This window comes from Paraburkholderia atlantica, from assembly GCF_009362785.1.
Lineage (GTDB): Bacteria > Pseudomonadota > Gammaproteobacteria > Burkholderiales > Burkholderiaceae > Paraburkholderia > Paraburkholderia atlantica.
The window spans coordinates 1-26264 of sequence record NZ_WHNQ01000019.1; the positions used below are offsets into that span (position 1 = coordinate 1).

Genomic DNA, 26264 nt, shown 5'->3' on the forward strand with positions numbered 1-26264 from the left:
CATCGCTCGCGGGCATGGGCGCGGGTGCGGGCAACGCGCCGCTCGAAGTGTTCATCGCGGCCGCCGAGCGCATGGGCTGGAATCACGGCACCGACCTCTACACGCTGATGGACGCCGCCGACGACATCGTGCGTCCGCTGCAGGACCGGCCGGTGCGCGTCGATCGCGAAACGCTCGCGCTCGGTTATGCGGGCGTGTATTCGAGCTTCCTGCGTCATTCGGAAGTGGCCGCGAAGAAGTACGGCCTGAAGACCGTCGACATTCTGGTCGAGCTGGGCAAGCGCCGCATGGTGGGCGGCCAGGAAGACATGATCGTCGACGTCGCACTCGACTTGAAGCAGGCACGCCAGGCTTGATGAGCGCGGATTAACAGCCTCATTGAAGCTGCAAAAAAGATCGATTAAATAAACTATCTGGAGACTGGAATGAAAAAACATTCCATTGCAATTCTTGTGGGATTCCTGCCTGTCGGATACGCGTTCGCGCAGAGCAACGTCACGCTGTACGGTCTGATTGACGGCGGCGTGTCCTATGTGACGAACCAGGGCGGGCATTCGGTCACGAAGTTTGACGACGGCATCTATACGCCGAACCTGTTCGGCTTGCAGGGCGCCGAAGATATCGGCGGTGGAAACAAGGTCATTTTCAAGCTGGAAAACCAGTTTCAGCTCGGTACGGGCACGACGGTGCAACCGGGCATCTTCGGGCGAAACGCTTACGTCGGTCTAAATAGTCCCACCTTCGGCAAGCTGACCTTCGGCAATGTCTTCGATTTCATGACGACGTCGCTGACCGAGGCGGGCAATGCTCCCGCCGTGTTCACTGGCGGCTTGTACAACTTCGCGGCCGGCCCGTTCCAGAAACTGAATATTCCGCAAAACCCGACCGGCTGGTTCGACTGGAGCCGCACGAGCGGCATCCCCGCGGCCAATTCGATCAAGTATCAATCACCGGTGTTTGCGGGCTTGTCCGCTGGGGCGCTGTATTCGCTCGGCGGAGTGGCTGGTTCGTTCGGGTCGAATTCGACCATGAGCTTCGGGCTGAATTACGGTGCCGGTCCGTTCGGAGTCGGGGCCGCCTATACGAAAGCGAAATATCCCGGCTCCAGCACCGGCTCGCCGCAGATTCCGATCACGAACTGGGGAGTCGGCGCGCACTATGTAATCGGACCCGTCTACACGGTCGCAGACTTCACGACCGTGCGCAACTCGTTCAACGGCGCCGCCGCCTATGCCGCGCAAGTCGGCGCCACTTGGCAGATCACTCCCGCTTGGTCCTTCGGCGGGAACTATATGTACCTGAAGGGTAACGAGGAACTCGACAACAACCACGCGCATCAGCTCGGCGCAACGCTGAACTATTCGCTCTCCAAGCGGAGCATGGTTTATGCGGAGGGCGTTTATCAGAAGGCGAGCGCAGGTTCGCACGCTGCCATCAACGGCATCATGGGTCCCAACGGATCATCCAGCACGGCGTCGCAGGCCATTGCACGAGTTGGCCTTCGCACCGCGTTCTGATTCTCGACTGACCTTGTAGTTTCATCCGCATCGGGCCCGCCGAGGAAACTCGGCGGGCCTCATATCATCTGCACGAGAGCGCGCCGCCAGGCATGGCGGCACCCTCTCCATCCAGCTCGGCGCGTCAACGGCAACACGCTAAAAGCCTTGCGCCGACGAAGCCGTCGAAGCCGCCCGCCCCGCGCGCCGCCGATAGAGCCCAAGCGTCGCGCCAAGCCCGCACAGCGCGGCGAAACTGAGCCAGTAGCCGGGCGCGGCCTTGTCGTGCGTGGTTTCGATCAGGAAGGTCGACACGGCCGGCGTGAAGCCGCCGAACAGCGCCGTCGCTAGACTGAACGCCAGCGAAAAACCCGCGACGCGCACCTCCGCCGGCATCACCTCGGTGAGCGCGGCGACCATCGCGCCGTTATACATGCCGAAGAAGAACGAGAACCACAGCAGCACGCTCAGCATGCGGCCGAAGCTCGGCGCCGCGGCGAGCCACGACAATGCCGGATACGCGGTGAAAATCGCCAGCACGGCAATGGCGAGCAGAATCGGCTTGCGGCCGATCCGATCCGACAATGCGCCGCCGATCGGCAGCCAGATGAAGTTCGACACGCCCACCAGCAACGTCACCATCAGGCTATCCGACGTCGACAGTTTGAGAACGGACTTGCCGAAGGTCGGCGTGTAGACGGTGATCAGATAGAACGTGGTCGTCGTCATCGCGGTGAGCAACATGCCCGCGATCACCGTGCGCCAGTTGCTGAGCAGCATCGCGAAGATCTCGCGCGTCTGCGGATGATGCCGGCGCGCCTCGAACGCGGCGGTTTCCTGCAGCGAACGGCGCAGGAGGAACAGGAATGGCACGATCGCGCAGCCGATGAAAAACGGAATGCGCCAGCCCCACGCGCCGATCTGCTGTGCGCTCATCCAGTGATTCAATCCGTAGCCGAGCGCCGCCGCCATCACGATCGCGACCTGCTGGCTGGCCGACTGCCAGCTCGTGTAGAAGCCCCTTGCGCCGGGCGTGGCCATTTCCGCGAGATACACCGACACGCCGCCCAGTTCCGCGCCCGCCGAGAAGCCCTGCAACAGCCGTCCGAGCAGAACGAGCGCGGGCGCAAGCAGGCCGATGGTCGCGTAACCGGGCACGCACGCGATCAGGATCGTGCCGCTCGCCATGATCGACAGCGTGACGATCAGGCCGGTGCGCCGCCCTACCTTGTCGATATACGCACCGAGAAAGATCGCGCCCAACGGACGCATCAGAAAGCCCGCGCCGAACACGGCGAAGGTCAGCATCAGCGACGCGAACTCGCTCGACGCCGGGAAGAAGATCTTCGAGATCGACGTCGCGTAGAAGCCGAACAGAAAGAAGTCGAACTGTTCGAGGAAGTTGCCGCTCGTCACGCGCAGTACGGCCGCGGCTTTGGACGAGCGCGCCGCGACCGGCGTGCCGGCTAGTGGTTCGGTAGCGTTCATGAATATGTCCCCTGTTGTTATGACAATATGCGGCGCGTGTTGTCGCGCCTAGTCCGAGCCGAGACCCAACGTATTGGGCTGGCGCTTTTCGATAGACGATTTGAGCAGCGCCGCCGAGCGGAAAATGCCGTGCGCGAACTTGCCGTACGGAAGCGTCGCGAACAAGGCAATCACGATGCCCAGATGCACCGCCAGCAGCCACGGCATCGCCGCCGTTTCGCGCAAAGCCAGCAGCCCGAGGCCCGACGCGCTCGTGAGCAACAGCAGCGCGATGAAGCCACGGTCCATCGGACGCTGGTGCGCATCGCCCTGCTCCGGATGGCGCTTCAGGTTGAGCCACAGCAGCCCCAAAGGCCCGACAATCAGGCCGATCCCGCCCGCCGTACCCAGCAATACCGGCAAGCTGAAGAACGGATACGGGGCTTCCTCGCCGAGCAGGTAGTGATAGAGCGTCGCCACCACCGTTGCCGCGAAACACAGCATGAAGCCGTAGAACGTGAAGTGGTGAAAGCGCCGCCGCGCGAGCGTGAAGGCATCGTTCGATTCGTTGCAGCCGTCGCCATGTCCGCCGTCGAGATACTTGAGCGTCAGTGCGTTTTTCGCCGCTTCCGTCACGGCCGGCGCGCTCGCGTTCGCGGTTCCCTGCGACACGTCGCGCCAGAAGCGCGTCACGCCGATGCCGAGCGCCACGATGGCAAACAGGAAGACCGCGCCGAACATCGCCGCCAGCAGGTTGTGCGGGAAGATCGCGTAGAAGTTCGCGGGCGCGATGTTGCCGCTCAAACCGCCATGCATGGCCGTGCCGAGCAGCAGAAAGAGAGCTAGCCCCGCCGCCAGCGCGACCGACAGCGTCACGCCATTGCGCTTGTACAACCCGCCTAGCGCGTTGGGCCACGCGTATTCGGTGTAGGTTTCGAGGCGCACTTGCGCCATCGCCTTCGGCACGTTGACCGCGAATTCGTGCGGCGGCGCGTACTGGCACGCGTGGTAGCAGGCGCCGCAGTTGTGGCACAGATTGGCCAGATAGTTGACGTCGGCCTTGCCGAATTCGAGGCGCCGCGTCATCGCCGGGAACACCGCGCAGAAGCCTTCGCAATAGCGGCACGCGTTGCAGATCTGCATCTGGCGCGCCACTTCGCCTTCGCTTGCGGTCAGCGGCACGATCGGAATCACGCGCGAGCCGCCGCGCGTGCGTTGCATGTCTTGCTTCGATTCGAACGCCGCGGCGCGCGTGCGTTCGGGCGCGAGCGTGTCAGTTTGCTGCACAGGAAACCTCCGTTGTCTGCAGTGCGGCGCGCGCGGCCTGAGTGCCGGCAATGCGCCCGAACGCCGTGCCGATCGACATGCCGACGCCCGCTGTATAGCCCTTGCCGAGCACGTTGCCCGCCATCATCTCGCCCGCGACGAACAGGTTCTCGCTCGCCTCGCCGCCGAAGTGCACCTGGGCGCGGTCGTTGGTCTTCAGGCCGAGATACGTGAACGTGATGCCGGGACGCAATGCGTAGCCGTAGAACGGCGGCGTATCGATGGGGCGCGCCCAGTGCGTTTTGGGCGGCGTGACGCCTTCGGTGTGGCAGTCGTCGAGCGAGGTGTGATCGAAGGTGCCGACGCGGCAGGACTTGTTGTAACGCGACAGCGTCTCCATGAAGCGCGCTTCCGGCAGCTTCAACTGGCGTGCGAGTTCGGGCAGCGTGTCGGCCTTTACGCCGGGAAACACCGGCGGCATGAAGCGGCCGATCGCCTTCGAATCGATGATCGAGTAGCCGATCTGCCCCGGCTGATGCGCAACGAGGCGTCCCCAGATCGCATATCGTTTCGGCCAGAAATCCTCGCCTTCGTCGTAGAAGCGCTCGGCCTCGCGATTGACGACCACGCCGAGCGACACGCAGTCGATGCGCGTGCAGATGCCGCCGTCATAGAGCGGCGCGCGCGCATCGATGGCCACGCAGTGCGACTGCGACGGATCGCCGATCATGTCCGCACCGGCATCCATCATGTGGCGGATCAGCACGCCCTTGTTGAAACGCGTGCCGCGGATCAGGAAGTTGTCGGCGGGCCATTCGCCGCGCTCGTTTTGTCCCCAGGCCTCGCGCAGCCATTCGCGGTTCGATTCGAAGCCGCCTGCCGCCAGCACGCAGGCGCGCGCCTCGAAGCGCTGGTTACCGCTTCGGGCCGCGACGAAACGGCCGCCGTCGAGTTCCAGCGAATCGACGGGCGTGTCGTAGCGAATCTCGACACCCAGCGCTTCGGCGCTGCGGTAATAGGCGTTCACGAGCGCCTTGCCGCCACCCATGAAAAAAGCGTTGGTGCGCGCCACATGCAGCGCGCCCGACAGCGGCGGCTGAAAGCGTACGCCGTGCTTTTGCATCCAGGGCCGGCACGACGACGACGCGCGAATCGTCAGCCGCGCGAGATGCTCATTCGTGATACCGCCGGTGACTTTCAGCAGGTCCTGCCAGAATTCTTCTTCCGGATAGGCATCGACGAGCACGTCCTGCGGCGCGTCGTGCATGCAGCGCAAATTGCGGGTGTGTTGGGAATTGCCGCCGCGCCATTCGCGCGGCGCGGATTCGAGCAGCAGAACCGACGCGCCGGCTTCGCGCGCCATCAATGCCGCGCAAAGCGCCGCATTGCCTCCTCCGATTACGAGTACGTCGACCATCTTGTGGGCCTCCTTTCGGACGCACTCTAATGGTCGCGCTCGTCCTCCGCCATCAGCGGGCCGTCAACGGGCCTTCAGTTTTTGTGAAGGCCTCCGACTGACGCAGGCGCGCGCCGGGCCAGCGGCCTTCGCGCACCAGTTCGCGCGCGACGTCGGCGAGCACCACGCGCGCGGCGAGCCCCGCGGGCGAGAGCTCGTCGTCGGAGATGCTCGCGATCATATTGGGCCGTGTGGCGAAACTTTCGGTGACCGGCACGCTAACCAGTACCGCGTTCTCCGGTCGCGCGAGCGCGGCGCCGGGCTGGATGGTCGCGGCGATGCCCGTGCGCACGACGTCCATCAGCAGCGCGAGGCCGTCTACTTCGGCCGCGATGTTCGGTTCATATTTGGCTCGCTTGAACGCGGCGGACAACAGCGAGCGCAGGCCGTGCGCGCCGCTCGGAAGGACGAGCGGAAGCTTGCCGAGTTGCCCGAGACGCACGCTCGCGCCCGCCGGCATATCTTCGAGCTCGTGCCGGCCGATCACGAACAGCCGCTCGTCGAGCAGCGACACGACGCTCCAGCGCTGCGCGGGCTCCGGGCGAAACAGCACGGCAAGATCGATCTGGCGCGCGCTCAGCATCGACGCGAGATAGCCGGACAGGCTTTCGACGATGCGCAGCCGCACGTCCGGATAGCGCGCGCGCATGGCCTGCATGAACGGCACCCCGAGCACGCTGGCGGTGCTCGGCGCCATGCCGACGCTGACGTGGCCCGAGAGCCGGGCAGCGCGCGCGGCGAGCGCGGCATCGTCGATATGACGCAGCGCGAGTTGCGCCTGACGCCAGAACGCGAGACCGGCATCGGTCGGCACGACACCGCTGGAAGTGCGCTGCAGCAGGCGCGTCGACAGTTCACCTTCGAGGCGGCTGATCTGCTGACTCAGCGCGGAAGTGACGACGCCGAGTTCGAGCGCGGCCTTTCCCATGCTGCCGTGTTCGACGACGCTGAGGAAATAGCGTAATTGTCTGAGTTCCATTTCACGATCGTCGTGGACGAGAATCGCGGCTATTGTCGCAGATTGGAAATGGGTGCAGACGGGGTGTCACGGCTCGTGTTTACGTGAATACTTCGTCATTCGCGGCTCATGATTCGTCGCCCTTCGGGCTCAACTCATGAAACAGCGTACCCGGCCAGCCAGCGTTCCCATCACATCGGGTCACCCCGTAGAACGATCCCAGCGTCATGCGGGCGCAACGCGCCAGTCCGATCGTGATCGAGCGAAACGTCTGGATCGCGGCCGGCGCAACGATCATCGTCGGGGTGACGCCCGGTGAGTTATCCGCTCAATTGGCGGCCGAGGTCTGGATTTTCGCCGGTGATCCGCCTGATGATCGCGAGCAACTCCTCGATATCGACGGGTTTGACGAGATGCGCATCACACCCCGCCTCCGCCGAGTGAGCCACGTCCTCAGGCTGTCCGTATCCCGACACTGCGACGATTTCGAGGCGCTTGCCCGCCGCCTGATGATCCCTCAGCCGACGCGCAACCTCATAGCCGCTGATTCCCGGCAGACCAAGATCGAGGAACACGATCTGCGGATCGAACGCAGCGGCTATCTGAAGCGCGTCTTCACCGGTGTGCGCGGTGCGCACATCGTGCGCGTCGAGAATCATGGCGAGCGACACAGCGGCATCGCTGTTATCGTCGACGATCAGAACCCGCAGACGGTCGGACGCAGGTAGACCGGCTTCGGCACCGTCCTTCGCGTCTTGGTTGCGGCCCTGGCAAACGGGTAGACGTATTTCGAATTCACTGCCTCTGTTCTTGCCTGCGCTCCTCGCGGCAATGGTCCCGCCGTGCATCTCGGTCAGCGTCTTGCACACCGACAACCCAATCCCAAGACCGCCCCTCGACGGTTCGCCGTGGCACGAGCCCTGGACGAACAGATCGAACACGTGAGGCAGTGCGTCGTCCGAAATGCCCGTGCCCGTGTCCGACACGGTCACGCAGACTTCCTGCCCGACGAGCGTCGCGCATACGACGATCCGCCCACCCTCGTCGGTGTATTTGATCGCGTTATCGAGCAGATTCGAAAATGTCTGGGTGATCCGCGCCGGGTCGCCGTGCACGTACACCGGGTGCTCCAGCGGCAGACGCACGATGTCGTGATGCCGCTGCAACGCAGCCGGCATCGTGATTTCCAGAGCGTGGTCGAGTGCCAGCCTGATATCGAAGACCTCGCGCTTCAACACGATCTTGCCGGTGGTGATTCTCGATACATCGAGCAGGTCGTCGATCAGATGCGACAGGTGACCGGTCTGGCGTTCGATCACATTGCGCAGCCACTCGCGTTTGGCGGAATCGGCTCCCGCGCTGTGACCCAGCAGATGCGCGGCGTTGCGCACGGGCGCCAACGGATTGCGCAGCTCGTGCGCGAGCGTGGCCAGAAAGATGTCCTTGCGGCGATCGGCGTCGCGCAGTTTCGCCTCCGCGTCGGCGCGCTCCGTCACGTCGCACAAGCTGCCAATGAACGTGTAATCGTCCTGATGAACGGGCGGTCGCAGATACCCGAACATTTCGACGGTCCTGAGCGCACGGTCGATTACACGGTGCAGCCGGAACGCGACATGCACCGGCTCGCCGGAGATTCGCCGGGACTGGAAATGACTTCGCAGCAGTTCGACATCGTCCGGATGAACGACCGACGTCATGAACTCGGTTTCCGTCAACGGCCCCCGCTCCTCCGGTTGCCCGGTGATTTCATACATCCGGCGGTTTTCCCACACGCCTTGTCGCGACGCGCCACACCACTCGAAGATGCCGATGCCGGCCGCGCTCGTCGCGACGCGCAGCCGCTCCTCCGTGAGCTTCAGCGCGGTCAGCGCGGTATGCAGGCTGTCCTGTGCCGCCGCCACCTCGGCCGCCTGACGTTGCATGTGCGCCTCGATCGCGTTTTCGATCATCGCGCGAAAGGTGCGCTCGACGACGTCGTGCGCGCGCATGTGAACGTCGACGGAAGCGGCAACGGGACCGAAATACGCGCGGATCTCATGCTTCAGAAAGCGCTGCATCAGATCCATGTTGCGAAACAGATCCGTGACCCGCCAGTCGTCCGGCCAGAACCTGCCAGGCTGCGCGATAGCTACATGATCGGATAGAGACGGGTCGCTGTCGGCGACCAGCAAGGAAGCGCATACCTCGGCCAGCATGTAGGCGAAACAGCCCGCCAGTCCCTGCCCGCTGTCCGCATCGGCGGTGTGTGCGCCCTGCTCCGAGGTCTCGGCGATCCAGCGCTGCATCAGCTGCTCACGGGTGCGTCCCAGCTGGCGCGCCAGCCCGTTTAGCGTGATCGCGCCGCGGGAATCCGGATCGAGATCCCGTTTCATCGAGACGCCCCCGGACGAGCGCGGTGAGCCCGCGATACCGCCCTGGCACGCCGGCATATGTCAATCAACTTCTCTCTCATGGCCCGTTTTTTATCGGATATGTCGCTTGCGACTATTAATAGTATCGATCGGCCGAGGTTGGACCCCAGCCCGCCGCAAATCGTCTGACACTGTACCTGTTGTGGGGCGGCGGTTTAACCGAGACAAACCCGCAGCCGCGTCTGGCGAGGCTAGACCAAACGCGTGACACTTCCGGGTAAGATTGCCGGAACGCGAACAAGACGCGAAGGAGCCATGGCGATGGAGGAACCTCGGAACTCGACGCGACACAAAGGCCCCAAAGTCGCGTTTGCCCTGCAAGGCGGCGGTTCGCACGGGGCGTTCACGTGGGGGGTGCTCGACCGTCTGCTAGAGGCTTCGTCGCAGGCAATGCCACTCGATATCGCGGCAATTAGCGGCGCGAGCGCGGGCGGCATCAATGCGACGCTGTGCGCCGCGGGCCTCGCAACCAGCGGAGCAGCGAAAGCACGCGACATGCTGCGCGCCTTCTGGGAAGCGGTATCGCGCGCCGGCGCGCTGGCAGGCAACGCGCTGCTCGGCTTTTCCGAACCTGGCCCGTTCGGCGGCTGGAACATCGACTGGAATCCCGCCGCCATCATGCTGGAGGCCGTCGGGCTCGTCGCTTCGCCTTATGGCAATCCGTTTTACCGCGATCCGCTCGGGCCGGTAATTCGTTCCGCGCTCCCCGAACACGACCTCGCCGCGCTCAATACGACGCGCGATGGCCCGCAACTATTCCTTTGCGCAACCGACGTACGAACCAACCAACGCGCAATCTTCACCCGCCCCGATATTTCCATCGACGTATTGCGCGCTTCCGCATGCCTGCCGAACGAGTTCCGCACCGTCAGCGTGGACGGCATACCGTACTGGGATGGCGGCTACCTGGGCAACCCGCCTTTGGCGCCGTTGATCGACCATGCCCAGGACCTGATTCTCGTGCTCGCGAATCCGTTCGTGCGCCACGACATGCCGCCCAAAGATGCGCGCGGCATTCTCGAGCGGCTCAACGAAATCGGTTTCAACGCGTCCGTGGTGCTGGAGATCAACGCGATCGAAGCGGTCAACCATGTGCTCGACTCGGTCGGCGAGGAAGCCGCAAGCAAAAGCCGCTTCAAACCCGTCCGGTTTCACCTGATTCGCGACGACGATTTTCTGGCGAAGTTCGGTTTTGTGTCGAAGAGCAGCACGTCGTGGTCATTGCTCAGCACGCTATTCGAGCGTGGCCGCGAAGTGGCCGACGTATGGCTCAAAAACGACTACGCGAAGCTCGGGCAAGCGTCTTCGGTCGACGTCAAGGCTTCGTTGATCGATCCGACGCTCAAGCACTGCGGCAATGCGGGCGCGCGACCAAACTGACGTTGTCGGCCGTCGCGCGAGATTTCCGGCTGACGTTGCGCAGATTGGCGCCGCCCGATCCGGCGTGGATGCAGCCGGATCGAGCGCGTAGCAGGCTGCGGCTGTCAGCTTGCGGCGGTGTCAATCGCCAGCCTGCGAGATGACTCTCGCGATAGCCTGCGCCGCCGTCGCAACGTTGTTGTCATTGAGCGCGGCGACGCACATGCGCCCGGAGCGGATCAGGTAGACGCCGTGCCGTTCGCGCAGCGTGTCGACCTGGTCCGCCGACAGCCCCGTGTACGTGAACATGCCGCGCTGCTCGAGGTAGCGCGCGAGCATCGTGTCCGGCACCTTGCCGCGCAGGCGTTCATGGATCTCCGCGCGCATACGCATGATGCGCCGGCACATCGAGGCAAGCTCCTGTTGCCACGATTGCCGCAGCGCCGGTGTGGTCAGCACGCGCGCTACGATCTTCGCGCCATGCGTCGGCGGATTGCTGTAGTTCGCGCGCACAGCGCTCGTCAATTGACCCAAGACGCGCGCCGCAACATCCGGCGACTCGCAAATCACCGACAATCCGCCGCACCGCTCGCCATACAGCGAGAAGTTCTTCGAGAACGAATTGGCCACCAACGCCGGCACGTTCTGGCGCACCAGTTCACGAATCGCAAATGCGTCCGCGTCGATGCCTGCGCCGAAGCCTTGATACGCCATGTCGATAAAGGGCAGCAGGTCCCGCTTCCTGATGACCTCGATCAGTTCCACCCATTGCGCGTCGTTCAGATCGACACCCGTCGGGTTGTGACAGCACGCGTGCAACAGGACGACGCTGCGCGCCGGCAGCGCATCGATGGCCGACAGCATCTCTTCGAACTTCAGACCGCCGCTCGACTCGTCGTAGTACGGGTACGCGTTGACTTCGAATCCCGCGCGCTCGAAGATGAAACGGTGGTTTTCCCAGGTCGGATCGCTGACCCATACGCGCGAGCCCGCAAAGTAGCGCTTGATGAAATCCGCACCGACCTTCAGCGCGCCCGAGCCGCCCAAGGTCTGCACGGTCGCGATGCGCCCCTCGGTACGCGCCGCCGAGTCGTCGCCGAATACCAGCGATTGCACGGCATCGCGGTAGTGGGCGAAGCCCGCCATCGGCAGGTACGGCTTGGGGCCGAGCTCGGCGAGCAGTTGTCCTTCGGCCTCGCGTACGGCTTGCATCACCGGCAAGCGGCCGTGATCGTCGTAGTAAATGCCGATGCTCAGATTGACCTTATGATCGCGCGAATCCTTCGCGAAGTTCTCGTTCAATGTGAGGATCGGGTCGCCCGCATAGGCATCAATGTGTTCAAACATGCTAGTTCCTTGGATCAGGCCATAAGATTGCACAAGCGCGGTGCCTAGCGCGTCGCCACGCCAACAGCGACCGAGGCGCCCGCGCGCCTATTGCGCACGCGATAACCAACGCCTAGCGCAACGAGCCAAACGGGGATCAGGTAGACCGACATACGCAGATCAGGTATTAGCCACATCACGACCAGAATGCCGCCAAGGAAGATCAGGCAAAGATAGTTGGTAACCGGATAACCGAGGCTGCGGAATACGGTCGTCTCACCGGCGCGCGCTTTCGCGGCGCGGAAACGCAAATGAATGATGCTGATCATTGCCCAGTTGATGATCAGCGCCGAGACGACGAGCCCCATCAATAGTTCGAATGCCTTGCCCGGCATCAGATAGTTGATCACCACGCAGGCAGCCGTCGCCACGGCGGATACACCCAGCGCGGCGAGCGGAATCCCGCGGGAGTTGACCTTCAGCAGAGCGCGCGGCGCATTGCCCTGGCCTGCGAGGCCGTAAAGCATGCGGCTGTTGCAGTAGACGCCGCTGTTGTATACCGACAGCGCCGCGGTGAGCACCACCGCATTGAGCACATTGGCGACGAAGTTACTGTTCATCGCGTGAAAGATCAGCACGAAAGGACTGCCGCCCGTGACGACTTTCTCCCACGGATACAGCGACAGCAGCACGCCGAGTGCGCCGACGTAAAAAATCAGGATCCGGTAGATCACCTGGTTGGTCGCGCGCGGGATCGTGTGCGAAGGATCTTCGGCCTCGGCGGCCGTAATGCCGACGAGCTCCAATCCACCGAACGAGAACATGATGACGGCCATCGCCATCACGAGACCCGACACGCCGTTCGGGAAAAAGCCGCCGTGGCGCCACAGATTGGCCACGCCCGCGTCAGGGCCCGCATGGCCCGAAATCAGCAGATAGCCGCCGAAGCCGATCATGCCAACGATCGCCGCGACCTTGACGATCGAAAACCAGAATTCGAGTTCGCCGTACGACTTCACGCTGGTGAGGTTGATCGCGTTGATCACGCAGAAGCACACGAGCGCGGAAACCCACGTTGGCAGACCTGGCCACCAGTACTGCATGTAGATGCCCACGGCCGACAGTTCCGCCATCGACACGAGCACGTAGAGCACCCAGTAGTTCCACCCGGAAACAAAACCGGAGAATTGCCCGCAGTATTTGCCTGCGAAGTAACTGAAGGAACCAGCGACGGGCTCATCGACGACCATTTCGCCGAGTTGCCGCATGATAAAGAACGCGACGATGCCCGCAATTGCGTATCCAAGCAACACGGACGGCCCTGCCGCCTTGATGGTCTGCGCGATGCCGAGAAAGAGGCCCGTGCCGATTGCGCCTCCTAGCGCGATCAACTGGATGTGACGATTCTTCAGGCCGCGCTTAAGCGTGCCCTGTTCCTGATGTGCCACGGTGTTGTCTCCTGTGTCCTGCGGTTGGTTCTGGACGCCACGCCTCGTTTTCCGCCTGCTCCGGTCAGAGCAGGCGAAATATGCCGAGGCCTCACAGCCGACGCTCGTGTCGCCGGTGCCGTGTCTTGCTGGGATAGGTATTGTTGAAGCGGCGATGAACGGGTTGTATGCGCGTCACACCTTCAGCGTCCCCCGCTCGATCTGATCGCGTTCGAGCGACTCGAACAGCGCCTTGAAATTGCCTTCCCCGAAGCCTTCATCGCCCTTGCGCTGGATGAATTCGAAAAAGACGGGGCCAAGCAGCGGTTTGGAAAAGATCTGCAGCAGCAGGCGCGGCGATCCATCCGCCGTCGTTCCGTCGAGGAGAATGCCGCGCGACTGCAATTCGCCAACGGGTTGACCGTGACCCGGCAAGCGTGTCTCGAGCGCATCGTAGTAGTAACTGTTCGGCCCGGTCATCAGCGGCACGCCTGCCATCTGCAGGCTGTCGATCACCGTGATCAGATCGTCGGTCAAGAAGGCGATGTGTTGAATGCCCTCGCCGTTGAAGGCCATCAGGAATTCTTCGATCTGGCCGCTGCCCTTGCCGGATTCCTCGTTCAATGGAATGCGGATCTTGCCGTCCGGCGCCGTCATCGCCTTCGACGTGAGCCCCGTGTATTCGCCCTCGATGTCGAAGTAGCGTAGCTCCCGGAAGTTGAACAGCGTCTCGTAGAAGTTGGCCCAATACGTCATGCGGCCGCGATAGACGTTGTGCGTCAGGTGATCGACGAGGCGCAGGCCGTGACCGGCCGGCCGCCGCTCGACACCTTCGATGAACTCGAAATCGATGTCGTAGATCGACTTGCCGTCTTCGAAGCGGTCGATCAGATAAAGCGGTGCGCCGCCAATGCCTTTGATCGCGGGCAATCGCAACTCCATCGGACCGGTTGCGATTTCGATCGGCTGAGCGCCCAGCGACAGCGCGCGGGCGTAGGCTTTGTGCGAATCTTTCACGCGAAACGCCATGCCGCACGCACTCGGGCCATGCTCGGCGGCAAAGTACGCGGCCTGACTATTGCGCTCGCGATTGACGATGAAGTTGATTTCGCCCTGGCGGTAAAGCAGCACGTCTTTCGAACGGTGGCGAGCCACCAGTGTGAAGCCCATCTGCTCGAACAGCGGTTCGAGGACATTGGGTACGGGCGAGGCAAATTCAACGAATTCGAAGCCCATCAGTTGCATTGGATTGTCAAACAGGTCGGCCATGATCTCTCAGGTTCAGCGGATGGTGAATGATTGGTGGCGAGCGACTAGCACTGAATGATGCGGAGGCATGTTGTAGAAATGAAAGAAAATTTCTCTGCTCGTCTCGTAGGCAGGGTCCTCGTGCCACCTGCACATCTGAGCATTTCCCAACGCACATGCTCGTGTTGCGGCGACATCTGGGATCAGTTTAATTTTTTATCGATGCAATAGGATTTCCTAGCGGACGCAGACAAACCCTGATTTGTGCATTAACATTTCATTTCACCGAGGAATGAGGAAATAACAGTGCATACAATCGACATCGACCGAATCGACGTGCGTTTGCTGGAGATTCTTCAGTCGCAAGGCCGCATCTCCAATCTCGAGCTTGCGGAGGCGATCAAGCTGTCGCCCGCGCAAACGCTGAGGCGTCATCGCCGGCTCGAGGAAATGGGCGTGATCAAGTGCTACGAGACGCGGCTCGACGCACAGTTGCTGGGCTTCGGCGTAGTGGCTTTCATCCAGGTGACGATGGAGCGAGGCCATGTGCGCGACCTGTCGAAGTTCAAGCGAATGATCTCGGAACTCACCCAGGTTCAGGAATGCTTCGTCGTGACGGGTGATATCGATTACATGCTCAAGGTCGTCGCGCACGACCTCAAGGCGCTGTCGGAGTTTCTGCTCGATACGCTGATGCGCATTCCGGGTGTGAGCGGAGTCAAGTCCAGCGTTTGCCTCGATGAAATCAAATGCACGGGCGCGGTCCCGTTGGCGGCCTAGTGAATGGACTCGGAGACCGTGCTGACGATCAGCGAAAACAAGCGGTCATTTCACCTTCGATCTCGATGCCGCTGAACGGATCACGATTGGCGCCGAACGCCTCGTCCAGTTCCAGCCAGTCGTCCGCAGTCAGATAGCGCAACGCGGCCGGCAATATCACTTCCTCTTCCAGGCGCCTGTGCTGGCTGTAAAACGCCGCGTATTCATCAACCAGCATTCGTAAAGCCGGCGCCGCCGCATACCCGGTCAATTCATATCGGGTCAGCGTCCGTGCGTGATCACGTTTCGTCGACGAGTTGGGTCATGCCGTTGACCACCGCTGAAAGCTGTTGATGTTCGCGGACAATGGTCTGTACCGCCCTCCGCGCGATTGGATGTTGCATGTGACTGCTCCTGAAGGTCGAAGCTCCGAGGCAATGCAGAGAGGGGAATCAGTGCACCCTGCCGACCGACCTCAATATCGAACGTCCTTGAGCAGTCAGACGCCCTCGCGCGTATCCAGACGGGAGTTTTTCCAGAAATACAAGTTGGCGTTCACACAACGCGTCGAGATCGCCGGGATCGAAATTTTCCGGACGCGGGTTTGTTTCGAGAAGCATGAGCGTTGCGATCTCATGTGGGCTGAGCATCATCGTCTCCTTGGCTCCGACGTTCCATGCAACATGGTCCTGTCTCGAAGGATAGATGCTCACCAAAACGTGTCGACGTGCATTTTGTCGCACGCCTCGACGCCGGAAGGCCGCGTCTCCGCGCAGGTCGAAGACTCAGCATGCCGCCAGGGTTCGTGCAGGATGTGCCGCCGCGATAGAGCCCAACCGCCCCGCAACCCGTTCGATAGCCACGATATGACTGAGTGCCGCACCGTACGTCTCGTCGATACTCCGCTCCCCATCCAGCGCGACGACGCCGTTGGCCTCGAACACGGCGCGATAAGCCGCCACCTGACGGGTCAGAAAGCTCATCGGCGGCGGCTGGTCGTTCTCGTCGTTCCTTGACCGCACGCGACGGTGTGAAGTCGCGCCGGAAACGTTCAGACCAAAGGCGACGTCTGGACGCAGCAGATGGCCAGCGACGCTGCGGAGCACCAGCGCAGTCTCAGCGGGATCGGAACGCGTGCCGATCTCAGCCTGAGAGGTGAACACGTAGCGGTCGCAAAAGACCACGTCGCCGCGTTGCAGCGCCGGTATGACCGTGTCGGTCAGATGCTGGACGAGGTCTCCCATGATGGACAGCAGAATGCCCAGCATATCGACCCGCCGTCCGCTTGCGTCGGCTCCCGAGCTGGCTTTGGAGGTATCCCAGTGGCTGTCGACCATGTCCCGGAACACCGCATCTTTGCGGATGCGACTGGTCGGCGTAAAGGTCGTCACGCAGTTGAGCCCGGCACCCGTGCACGCGCTTTCGAGCTTCTTCATCAACGAAGATTTCCCCGCCCCATCCACACCGCACAACGTGATCAGCACGCCAGGATAAGCATGGGGCTTGAGCTCGAGCGCTTCGAACACAGCATTCGACATGAAATCACCTCAGACCATAACTTCGCGACATTCGGCAACCGCCTCGTCACGGACCTCGATCGGTGCGAGGACCGCGGTGAAGTGCTTGAGCATCGGCGGTGCCGAGACGATGCGCATTCCGCGGATCGTATCGCGTCGCTGGTAGACCCGGATCAACGCGGCGGCAACCGCCGCGAGGTGACTATCGGTGTAGACGCGGCGTGGAATGGCCAGCCTCAGCAGTTCCAGCCTCGGAGCGCTGACCGCGCCCGTCGATGGATCTTCTTTCAGGAACGCCAACGAGCCCAGACCGACGGCGCGCACGCCGCCCTCCAGATAAAGCTCGGAAGCCAGCGCCTCGGCCGGAAACTCCGAGCGCGGCACGTGCGGCAGAAAGGCGGCCGCATCGACATACACCGCGTGTCCACCGGTCGGCCGCAGAATCGGAACGCCGCCCGCAAGCAGTGTGTCCCCTAGCCGTTCGACCTGACCCACGCGGTGTTGCAGGTATCTGTCGTCGACCATCTCGCGCAGACCGATCGCGAGCGCTTCGAGATCGCGGCCCGCCATCCCTCCGTACGTGACGAAGCCTTCGTGCAGCACGAGCAGCGGCACGACCTGCTCATAGAGCGTGCGCGATCGGGTCGCGAGCAAACCGCCGATGTTGACCAGCGCATCCTTCTTGCAGCTGAACGTGCAGCCCTCGGCATAGGAAAACTGCTCCTTCAGAATTTCCGCCACCGACCGGTTCGCATAGCCGCTTTCGCGCTGCTGGATGAAGTAAGCATTCTCCGCGCAGCGCGCCGCGTCGAAGTACACCGGAATCGCAAACTCATCGGCCAACGCCTTCACCGCGCGCAGGTTCGCCATCGATACCGGCTGGCCGCCGCCCGCGTTGTTCGTCAGCGAGACCATGATCAGCGGAACGTTGTCGCGTCCCTCGCCTTCGATCACGTTGCGCAGCTTCTGCACATCGACATCGCCCTTGAATGGGTGCTCGACAGAGGGTTGGTAGCCGATTTCGGCGACGCACGATATCGCGGTCCCGCCGGCAATCGATACGTGCGCCTCGGTCGAATCGAACGGCGCGTTGAACGGCACCACCTGGCCCGGGCGCACGAGAGTACGGAACAGGAAGTGCTCGGCCGGCCGGCCCTGGTGAGTCGGCAGCACGTATTCGAAGCCGAGCATGTCTCGCACGGCCTGCGTCAGCTTCGTAAAGCTGCGGGAGCCGGCATACGACTCGTCGCCGGTCATGATGCCGGCCCACTGGTTCGCGCTCATCGCGGTCGTGCCGCTGTCCGTCATCAGATCGATATAGACGTCGTCGGCTTCGAGGCGAAACACGTTGTACCCGGCAGCGGCAAGCCGCGCCTGCCGCTGCTCGCGGTCGATCAGCCTGATCGGCTCGACCATCTTGATCCTGTATGGCTCAGGCTGACTGTTTTCTAGAAGCATGCACTCCTCCTGCGTTGAAAATACGCGGGCCAGCGGATGGCTGGCCGCTTCGGACATCACATACCGCGTCAGGCGCTTTGCTCGATCGGCAATATCTCGATTGGCGACCAGTCCGGATCGCCGCCGTCCGCGGACGTGCGGTGACAACCGCGCGCGTTATGAGCCGCTTCGAAGCGTTTCTCGATCCGGTTCAGGATCGACCAATACGCGCCCCGCTCGCCTTGCGCGATCGCTTCGACCAACGCGTCGTTCGCGTTGTAGTTGAACAGGCTCGCATTGGTCCCGAAGAACCTCCGGTCATTGCCGATCAGATCGGCGATGAATTGCTGCGGGTCCGGGCCCAATGCGGTCGGCAGATAGAACACCGGGTGCAGCAGATCGTCATTGCCTTCGATATGGCCGTGCAGATTCGGATTCCCGGCATGCAGCCCTTCGCGGCGGATCATCTGCTCGAGCTCGGTGCCCGGAAAAATCCTCAGCCCGACCGTGACCGAAACGCGTTCAGGATCGACCCGCTTGATGAACTCGATGGTCTCGCGCGCGGTCTCCTGCGTCTCGCCGGGCGCGCCGAACAGCAGTTCGATGATGTGCTCGAGACCGTGGCGCTTCGCGGTATTGACCGCATGTTCGATGTCGTGAGCGCCAAAGGTGCGGCGCAGTATCTTCAGCATCGTTTCGCTGGCGGTGTCGACGCCGAAGTTCATACCGACGCAACCGGCTGCTTTCATCGCGGCCGCGAGTTCATCGGGAAAAGGCCGCGGCATACCGTACGCATACCATTGGATTTTGCCGGCGAGCCCGTGCCGGATGATGGCCGCGCACAGCGCCATCGGATGCGCGACGCTCAGATTGAATTCCGAGTCGTTGATATGAAAGACGTTGACGCCGCGCTCCTCGAGCGATGCCATCTCGGCGACGACGTCATCGGGTTCGCGCATGCGCACCGAGCGGCCTTTGATCAGCGGCTCGACGCAATAGATGCAGGAGCGGTTGCAGCCGCGTTTCGTTTCGATGCCGATCTGGCCGCCTTTGGCGAAATAGTGCGGGTTGTTGACCAGTTCGCGTTTGTGAGGCCCTATGCTGGCCAGTGGTCCGCATGTGTTCGGGGCGAGCGGCGTAGCGTGCACCCCGGCCGTATCGCGGTAGACCAAGCCGGGTATGTGCGTGAAACTCCTGCCTTCTTCGAGGCAAGTCAGCAGCTCGGGGAAGCTGAATTCGCCTTCCCGGACGATGCCGAAGTCGGCGTCGAGGTAAGCAAGCAGTTTCTCCGGCATCACCGAGTAGCCTGCACCGCCCATCACGATCGGGACCGCGCGCGCACGCCGAAGCATCGCGACGATGTCCCTGATTCTGTCGAGAAAGCTGTAGCCACTGGAAAAATAGACGTCGTCGGTATTTCGCAGCGTCACCCCCCAGTAGTCCGGCGCGGCGGTGCGGCAGTGCTCGGCGATGGCCGCCTCGCAATCGTCGGAGAAGCACAGGTCGAGCAAGTTGAGCTCGAACCCTGCTCGCTCCATCGGCGCCGACAGATAGTCGAAGGCAATCGGCGCAATCGCCGGCTTGATCTGGTTCGTGTTGACGAAGGTGACGCGCTTGGCCATGTTCGATCAGTCTCAGTGGAAAGTTTCGCGAGGGTTAGCAGGCATGCGGCTAGACGGCGACGTCGATCGACATCTTCTGGCCCGCGCGGGCCACCGTCATCTCGCTCATGAATTCACTGAACCGATGCAGCATTACCGTCGCTAGATGCGTCGCCTTTGCCTCGCAGTCGGAGAACGCATAGAAGCCCGGACCCGCGCTGCTCATCCCCGCGTACACCGCGCCCTCGCGTTGCATCGTCTCGTCGAACTCACGCATCACGTCGGTCCGGAAGATGCCTTCGAGCACCTTCATGTTGCTCATGCTGTTGAGTTCCCAGCCGTGCTTCAGAAACGCGAAAAGGTCGTTGCGATGCAGCGCGGGCCGCAGTTTCTGTTCGATGAAGTTGCGCCACGCGGTGCCATAGCGCTTCTGCCACTCGACGAAATGCGTCGGCACGAATCCCGCCTCGGTGGTGCCGGACATGTCCGCGCCTTCGCCATGCGCGCGCAGCGCTTCGGTCGCTAGCGTGTCGTAGTTGCCAACGGCGGTGGTCACCCACAGGTTTTCCGAACTCAGATTGCCGAGGAAACGGCCGTTGCCGTGCTTCTCGTCGACCCAGACCAGCCCGCCGAAGAACAGGCACGCTTCGCCGACGCCGGTCTCGAGGCCGAAATACACGTGCTCGTGATCCTTCGCGGTCTCGACGTAATTGCGGGTGATCATTTCCCACATGTCGTGCGGCGAGAACGGTGAGCCGAACAACGCGTTCAAGCCGGCGAGCGTCGCGGTGTTGAACGACACATTCGAGCCGAAGCCGCTGTGTTGATGCTGGATGCTGCGCAGCCGATCGACACGGATGTCGTCGCGTGCGTAGCCGACCGTTCGCTTGAACAGCTCGAGCATGTGCCGCCCGCTCGGCACGTCGCAGCCGCCTTCGCCGTTGTTCGTCTTCGTGACGGTGATCCGGTGTCCGACCGTGCTCGTCGATACGCCGAGTCCGCCGCCACCGAAGCCGGGCATCATCTGCATGAAGTCGAACACGGCGAAGTGAAGGCGCCCTGGCACCGAGACTTCGGCACGATCGTAGCTCGGTACCGCATCGCGCTCCCAGTGCGGCAGCACAGTCAGATTCGCCCCCGGCAGGAACTGCCCCGCTTTCGCCTTCCAGGCCTGATTCATTGCTCTACCTCCATCCTCGTGATTTCCGGAAATTCCAAAGGGCGCCACCCATTGTTCGCGCTCCTGGTGCACTGTTCGTGCCAGGCATTGTTTTGCTGCGCGACGTGAGTCCCCGTCAGATGCAATGACGCAAGCAGGCAGCCAGATTTCAAAAGGCGGAGCGATACATCCGCACGTATAGATGTTTGGACGTCGACATGTGAACCGGGCCGGTATCAGACGTCCTGCAGTCGAGCGGCAACCAACAGATGCTTTTCAGATGTTGGCCCGGTACCGACATTCGGCAGGCTGCGGGGGGCTCCACCCGAAAGTGCGTCGGCAAATCGCAGACACCGCTTCAATCCGCGCGATACCCGCGCCGCCTTTTGAGATCTGGGCACTTCGTTCCGTTCTTGCAGGGGATGAGGACGACTTGCGCGGTGCCAACGGATGACTGGCATGAACCCTGCAAAAAGCGTCCGCAAGAAGTGGCACCAGTCGATCGCCACTCGTGACCCGCCTCTTGATCTTTGCCGGGAGCCGCAGATGACAGCAACCTTGAAGGACCACGCAATGGCGCGACGCCACATCGATTGGCCGCGCGCGTTGCGAGCGATCAAGGCGTTGAGGGAGAACGTAGACGACATTCAGCATGCCTACGAGGTGATGATCGCGCTCGACGGCGGCCAGATGGAGACGATGTACCAGCGCTTTCTGAGCGAACCGGGCGCCGGCGCGCTGCTTTCGGAACAGCCGTCACTGCTCGGCACGCTCGCGGATTCCGACACGCTGCTGCGCTTGCCGCCTGGCTCGTTCGGCCGCGCTTACATGGCAATGATGGAGCGCAGCGGCTACAGCGCTGATGGTCTGCTGCAAGCGAGCCGGCTGGCCGCGGGCCTCGAAGAAATCCTCCCGGGCCCGGACCGTCAGTGGTTCATCGAGCGCAGCGGCTGCATTCATGACCTGCTGCACGTGTTGACGGGCTATGGACAGGACTGGGCCGGCGAGACCTCGCTTCTCGCATTCGACTGCGGTCTCGAGCCGATGCGTGCGCGCATCGTCGGTCTGCTCGGCACAGCGCTGACCGCGCCGTGGTGGCCGAACTTCTGGGTCCATCGTTTTCTGCACCGCGCATGGCTGCGTGGCAAGCGCGCGCGCATTCCCCTCTCATACCGCTGGGAAGAAGCGTTGGAGCGACCGCTCGCACTCGTCCGCCTGCAACTGGCGATCGAGCCGGTCGCGCTCGCGCATCCCCTGGGCATCCTGGCCGGTGGCCAAACTCTGCCGTGGCGCTACGCCGCGCCGAGCAACGCGTGAAAGGAAAGGAACTCAGCATGGCCAGCACACCGAAAAATGCGTCGATGCGCAACACCGTATTCGGCATCGTACGCACGCAGTTACTGCGCGTCTGCCGCGAGCATCAGCGTGACTTCAACGCCGAGATTCACCTCGAGAGTTCGCTGATCGCCGATCTGGGCCTCGACTCGCTATCGCTCGTCGAAGCGGTGGTCGCGGTCGAGCAGGCGTTCGGCATCGAGCGTCTGCCGCTAGAAGCGTTGAACGAAGAACACGCCGAAACGTATTTCACGGTCGGCTCGCTCGTGGACCTGTGCATCCGGCACGCCGCCGTCCGGTTGGACGCCAATGAGGGGATGCGTACATGAGCCCCCGCCTTTCGCTGGCCACCTCGCATGCAAGACGTGGCCGGTTTGCGGCCGCGGCAGCTGCGGTCGGGAGCACGCTCGGCCGCCTGCCGCTGGCCGCCGAGGCGCTGCCGATCGCCGGCGCGTTTGTCTGCTCGTTGCTGCTATACGGACGGATCGCCGGCGTCGCCGTTGAACCGGGCTGGCGTGTGCTGGCCGGCCTCGCGTCCTTTTTCCTGCTGTTCGTCCAGCTTCGCCTGATCGACGACCTCGACGATCTCGAACGCGACTATCCCACCGGGCACGCGCTGTTGGCACGCCGCGAGGCACGGCGCACACGTCTCGTCGCCAGCCTCGCGACAAGCGCGCTGCTGCTCGTCGCGCTGAACACCGGCATGGGCCGCGCGACGACGGCCGCCGCTGCCGCCACCGCCCTGGCCTTCGCCGCGCCGTTCGTATTCAAGCGGCTGCTCCCGAGCCGCCCGTTGGCGTGCTTTCCCGCTTTCGAGGGGGCGCCCTTCGCCATCTTCATGTACGGCTATTTCCTGTGGCGCGACATGGCTGGACGCGAACTGAGCTTCTACGTCGTGATGTGCGTGGCGGGTTCGATGTGGGCCGGCTACGAATTCTGGAAGTTCTCGCGCAAGCTTGGCACCACTGCGCTGCAGCCTTATCACCTGTCCGCACGCGGAATCCGCGTCGCGCTGAATCTCCTGCTGATTCTGGCGCTCGGCCTCAACGTGTCGCTGTCGCGCCTGGCAGGCCTGTCGCAAACCTATGCGATCTACACCGCAACGCTGCCGCTCGTTTGGCTCGTCTGGCTCAACGCGAGCTGGCCGGGGCCCGCGAGCAGGCCGGGCCGGCCACGCTGGGCGGGCACGCGCTTCATCGTCGCCGTCGAGCTCGGGCTGCTGGCCGAGATTCTCCTCAAATGACACGCAACCCTGGATGGTCTCCCACGATGGATAAGCATGTTCTCGTCACCGGTGCTCGCGGTCTGTTGGGCGCCGAAGTGATCGCCCGTCTGACGGCAATGGGCTACCCGGTCGTCGCATTCTTGCGCTCGGAAGGGCCGGTCGTCCGCAACGACGGCACGCCGCTCGCGGCAACGACGTACGACGGCCACACGCCTGCAGCCGGAACCTTCGCATGTGTGCGGGGCGACGTCGCCGAACCCCACCTCGGGCTCGACCCGCACACCTACGAGGCACTACGCGAAACGACGGGCGCGATCGTCCACTGTGCCGCGCTGACCAGCTTTGGGCGCAAGCCCGAGGTCTACGAGGCGATCAACTTTCGCGGCACCGAGCGCATCGTCGAGTTCGCGCAAGCTCGCGCCGACGCGCCGATTCCGCTGCTCTACGTGAGTACCGCCTATGTCTGCGGCGAGCGCCCGGGCGTGTTCAGCGAGGACGATCTCGACCTCGGCCAGCGGCTGGGCAACCCGTATGAGCAGAGCAAGTACCGCGCGGAACAGTCGGTGCGGGCGGCGATGCGCAGCGGTCTGCCGGCCGCGGTGCTGCGCCCGTCGATCATCGTCGGCGATTCGGCGACCGGTGTGATCCGCAAGTTCGACACGCTCTACACCGTCGTGCGCCTGACGGCCGCCGGACTCGTGCGCACGATGCCGGGCGACTACGGCGCGACGCTGAACATCGTGCCGATCGACTGGGTCGCCGACTGCGTCGTCGAGGCGCTGGCGAAGTTCGACCTGGTGCGCGGACGCACGCTGCATCTGACCTCCGGCACGCCGACTACGCTGCGCGAAATCAACGACGTCTGCGCGGAGTTTCCATCGTTCCACGTGCCTCGCTATGTGCCGCGGCACGTCTTCGACGCCGCCGCGATGAAACCGCTCGAGCGGCGCTACTACGACGAGGTCGTGAAGCTGTACGAGTCGTACCTGACGCGCCAGGTGCGCTTCGCCCGCGACGCGACCGCCGCGATCCTGCCGGCGCTGCCTCGCGCGACCGGCAAAACGCTGCTGCGCAGGATCTTCCGTTATGGGATCGCGGCGGGCTACTTCGTGCCGCGCACGGCTTGACACTCAGGGAGCCGAACCATGTTGATGACCGATCCGATGCTCGCCGAGCTCTGGCAAAAAGCGCGAACCGCGTTGAGCGCCCAGTTCGAACAGCGGGCACCGCGCGCCGTCTTTCTCGAAGGCTCGATCGCCGAAGGTTTCGGCAACGAGCGCTCCGATGTCGACTTCGTCGCGATCGTCGATAGCGGCCTGGAGCCGGCCACGATGCCGTACATCCTGTTCATCGACGGCCGCCGCATCGAAGTCAGGCTGCTGAGTCCGGCGCGCCTGCGCCGCGAACTCGCGCAGGTTCGCGCAGCGCTCGGCAAAGGCCGTCGCGCGGTTGCACGGCTGTCGTGGAATCTGCTCGAACGGTGCCAGCGCTTCATCGGCGCGCTGCCGATCGACAACCCGGCATTGATCGAAACGCTGCAAGCCGAGCTTGGCCGCGACGCGCTCTGCGAGGCGGTGGCGCTGTGGTTCGAGGATTTCGCTCGCCAGACCGGCCGTTATGCGGTCGCGATGTTCTCGCTCGGCGAACCCGACTATGCCCGCGCCTGGATCAGAACCGCCGCGTTTCATGCAGCGAAGAGTCACGTGGCACGCGTCGGCGAGTGCTACATGAGCCCGAAATGGCTGTCCCTGCAGCTCGAACGCGCGGCTGTCGACGCGAACCTCGCCGGCCGCCTGTGGAGCCTGCTGCACGCGCCGCGCGAGCATGGCGCCGAAAGCGCGTTCCTCGCGGCGGGGGTCGCGCTGATCCGTGAGTTCGGCGTCAGCGGTGTGAACCTCGCGGCCGACAACGTGCTGATCGGCCCGGGCAAGGACACGACGACCTGGCAGATCGGTGAACGGGTGCATGTGCTGCGCGGCAGCGACGTCTTTGCGCTCGACGACGAAGCCGCCCACGCGTGGCGTGCGATCACCTTCGACACCCCCTGCACGGCCATCGCCAGCCGCGGCGACGCGCAGGCGGTCAGCCGGCAGCGCGCGCTGATTGCCGAGTTCAGCCGGCTGGGCCTCGTCAGCCTGCGCTGGAAGGGCGGCGGAGAAATCCATGCGCGTCAGCAGGCGACTTCGACGCCGGTGTCCCGTGCACCGTTGATCTCGATCGACGGCGCGCGCCTCGCGGCCGGCCGCGCGAGCGGCGCCCAGTTGCTGCCGATGCCCGCCGGGCGCTTCGCCGAAGCGGGCCTCGAGATGGTCTGGGCCAACATCGGACTCGAGAATGCGCGCGAGGACGCTCAGGGCGCACTGCAGCGCGGCCAATGGCAGGTGCTCGAGTACGCGCTGCAACGGATGATGCAAACCGCCTGCATGGTCACGCTCGGCGCGCACGGCGTGACGCCGCAGTCGACGATGGAAGAAGCGACGCTCGACGCGATCCGGCTGCTGCCCCTCGATGCGGCGCTAATCGACGGCATCCGCGAACTCGAACAGTGCTCGATCGGATCGGCACCCGATGCGCAGCGTTACGTCGCGCTGGCCGATGAGCTCGCGCAGCGTCTGCGCAACCTCGGCGGCGATCCGCAGTTTCCGGCGAGCTTCGATACGGCGTCGGGCTGGCGCGGCACGATCCACGCCGCCTACGACTGGATCAACCTCGGCGCGCATCTGCACGCGCGCTTTCCGCAAACCGCTCACGGCGGGCGCGGTACCGCCGAGGAAGCCAGGGATCTGCTCGCTTCGTCGAGCACCTGAGCAACGGGGA

Annotated in this window: 22 protein-coding genes and 1 pseudogene; 9 read left to right on the forward strand and 14 right to left on the reverse strand. The window is 63.3% G+C overall.

The window, feature by feature from the left end; genetic code table 11:
• Positions 1-356: pseudogene (mhpE, locus tag GCT19_RS24410) on the forward strand (4-hydroxy-2-oxovalerate aldolase); the annotation flags it as partial.
• A gap of 69 nt (positions 357-425) precedes the next feature.
• The gene (locus tag GCT19_RS24415) at positions 426-1517 is read left to right on the forward strand and encodes a porin (RefSeq protein WP_018436640.1); all 1092 of its coding nucleotides are present in this window, start codon (positions 426-428) and stop codon (positions 1515-1517) included.
• Between the two features lie 138 nt (positions 1518-1655).
• Here the strand turns inward: GCT19_RS24415 and tcuC are convergent, their stop codons facing one another.
• The 5 genes from tcuC to GCT19_RS24445 form a co-directional block, all read right to left on the reverse strand.
• The gene (gene tcuC / locus GCT19_RS24420) at positions 1656-2984 is read right to left on the reverse strand and encodes an MFS transporter (protein WP_018436641.1); all 1329 of its coding nucleotides are present in this window, start codon (positions 2982-2984) and stop codon (positions 1656-1658) included.
• Between the two features lie 48 nt (positions 2985-3032).
• The gene (tcuB, locus tag GCT19_RS24425) at positions 3033-4250 is read right to left on the reverse strand and encodes a tricarballylate utilization 4Fe-4S protein TcuB (RefSeq protein WP_018436642.1); all 1218 of its coding nucleotides are present in this window, start codon (positions 4248-4250) and stop codon (positions 3033-3035) included.
• Positions 4237-5646: an FAD-dependent tricarballylate dehydrogenase TcuA gene (tcuA, locus tag GCT19_RS24430; RefSeq protein WP_018436643.1), complete on the reverse strand. Its 1410-nt coding sequence runs from the start codon at positions 5644-5646 to the stop codon at positions 4237-4239. Before tcuA ends, tcuB begins: the two co-directional genes overlap by 14 nt.
• Before the next feature lie 52 nt (positions 5647-5698).
• Entirely contained in the window at positions 5699-6664 is a 966-nt protein-coding gene (locus GCT19_RS24435; RefSeq protein WP_152853337.1) for a LysR family transcriptional regulator, read from the reverse strand.
• A 299-nt stretch (positions 6665-6963) separates the two neighbouring features.
• The gene (locus GCT19_RS24445; protein WP_152853338.1) at positions 6964-9015 is read right to left on the reverse strand and encodes a hybrid sensor histidine kinase/response regulator; all 2052 of its coding nucleotides are present in this window, start codon (positions 9013-9015) and stop codon (positions 6964-6966) included.
• A gap of 300 nt (positions 9016-9315) precedes the next feature.
• On the opposite strand from GCT19_RS24445, the gene GCT19_RS24450 reads away from it, so the two are divergent.
• Positions 9316-10434: a patatin-like phospholipase family protein gene (locus tag GCT19_RS24450; protein ID WP_018436647.1), complete on the forward strand. Its 1119-nt coding sequence runs from the start codon at positions 9316-9318 to the stop codon at positions 10432-10434.
• Between the two features lie 120 nt (positions 10435-10554).
• On the opposite strand, the gene GCT19_RS24455 is transcribed toward GCT19_RS24450, so the two are convergent.
• The 3 genes from GCT19_RS24455 to hppD form a co-directional block, all read right to left on the reverse strand.
• A complete protein-coding gene (locus GCT19_RS24455) occupies positions 10555-11760 on the reverse strand; it encodes an amino acid aminotransferase (protein WP_018436648.1) in 1206 nt (401 codons plus the stop codon).
• A gap of 44 nt (positions 11761-11804) precedes the next feature.
• A complete protein-coding gene (locus GCT19_RS24460) occupies positions 11805-13187 on the reverse strand; it encodes an amino acid permease (RefSeq protein WP_184245593.1) in 1383 nt (460 codons plus the stop codon).
• A gap of 174 nt (positions 13188-13361) precedes the next feature.
• The gene (gene hppD, locus GCT19_RS24465; RefSeq protein WP_152853339.1) at positions 13362-14435 is read right to left on the reverse strand and encodes a 4-hydroxyphenylpyruvate dioxygenase; all 1074 of its coding nucleotides are present in this window, start codon (positions 14433-14435) and stop codon (positions 13362-13364) included.
• A 285-nt stretch (positions 14436-14720) separates the two neighbouring features.
• On the opposite strand from hppD, the gene GCT19_RS24470 reads away from it, so the two are divergent.
• Positions 14721-15194: an Lrp/AsnC family transcriptional regulator gene (locus GCT19_RS24470; RefSeq protein WP_013094327.1), complete on the forward strand. Its 474-nt coding sequence runs from the start codon at positions 14721-14723 to the stop codon at positions 15192-15194.
• A gap of 28 nt (positions 15195-15222) precedes the next feature.
• Here GCT19_RS24470 and GCT19_RS43515 read toward each other — a convergent pair whose 3' ends face one another.
• From GCT19_RS43515 to GCT19_RS24500, 6 genes are all read right to left on the reverse strand, one after another.
• Positions 15223-15411: a hypothetical protein gene (locus tag GCT19_RS43515; protein ID WP_227749326.1), complete on the reverse strand. Its 189-nt coding sequence runs from the start codon at positions 15409-15411 to the stop codon at positions 15223-15225.
• Positions 15412-15625: 214 nt separating this feature from the next.
• Positions 15626-15823 (reverse strand): hypothetical protein, encoded by a 198-nt coding sequence (locus GCT19_RS43520; protein ID WP_152853413.1) that lies wholly within the window; start codon positions 15821-15823, stop codon positions 15626-15628.
• A gap of 135 nt (positions 15824-15958) precedes the next feature.
• Positions 15959-16711 (reverse strand): dTMP kinase, encoded by a 753-nt coding sequence (locus GCT19_RS24485; RefSeq protein ID WP_152853340.1) that lies wholly within the window; start codon positions 16709-16711, stop codon positions 15959-15961.
• A gap of 9 nt (positions 16712-16720) precedes the next feature.
• A complete protein-coding gene (locus tag GCT19_RS24490) occupies positions 16721-18148 on the reverse strand; it encodes a tryptophanase (protein WP_026228931.1) in 1428 nt (475 codons plus the stop codon).
• A 68-nt stretch (positions 18149-18216) separates the two neighbouring features.
• Positions 18217-19749, reverse strand: coding sequence for a B12-binding domain-containing radical SAM protein (locus GCT19_RS24495; protein ID WP_152853341.1), 1533 nt, complete (start codon positions 19747-19749; stop codon positions 18217-18219).
• A 49-nt stretch (positions 19750-19798) separates the two neighbouring features.
• Positions 19799-20908 (reverse strand): hypothetical protein, encoded by a 1110-nt coding sequence (locus tag GCT19_RS24500; protein ID WP_018436657.1) that lies wholly within the window; start codon positions 20906-20908, stop codon positions 19799-19801.
• Between the two features lie 525 nt (positions 20909-21433).
• Here GCT19_RS24500 and GCT19_RS24505 point away from each other — a divergent pair.
• From GCT19_RS24505 to GCT19_RS24525, 5 genes are read left to right on the forward strand one after another with little or no spacing between them, the layout of a single operon-like run.
• Positions 21434-22204 carry a Coq4 family protein gene (locus GCT19_RS24505; protein WP_026228932.1) on the forward strand — a complete coding sequence of 257 codons (771 nt, stop codon included), beginning with the start codon at positions 21434-21436 and terminating at the stop codon, positions 22202-22204.
• Positions 22205-22221: 17 nt separating this feature from the next.
• Positions 22222-22551, forward strand: coding sequence for a phosphopantetheine-binding protein (locus GCT19_RS24510; protein WP_013094320.1), 330 nt, complete (start codon positions 22222-22224; stop codon positions 22549-22551).
• A complete protein-coding gene (locus GCT19_RS24515; protein ID WP_152853342.1) occupies positions 22548-23465 on the forward strand; it encodes a hypothetical protein in 918 nt (305 codons plus the stop codon). The genes GCT19_RS24510 and GCT19_RS24515 overlap by 4 nt, the downstream gene beginning before the upstream one ends.
• Before the next feature lie 26 nt (positions 23466-23491).
• Complete coding sequence (locus GCT19_RS24520) at positions 23492-24574, forward strand: SDR family oxidoreductase (protein WP_152853343.1); 1083 nt, start codon at positions 23492-23494, stop codon at positions 24572-24574.
• An 18-nt stretch (positions 24575-24592) separates the two neighbouring features.
• Complete coding sequence (locus GCT19_RS24525; RefSeq protein WP_152853344.1) at positions 24593-26254, forward strand: nucleotidyltransferase domain-containing protein; 1662 nt, start codon at positions 24593-24595, stop codon at positions 26252-26254.
• The last annotated feature ends 10 nt before the right edge of the window (positions 26255-26264 follow it).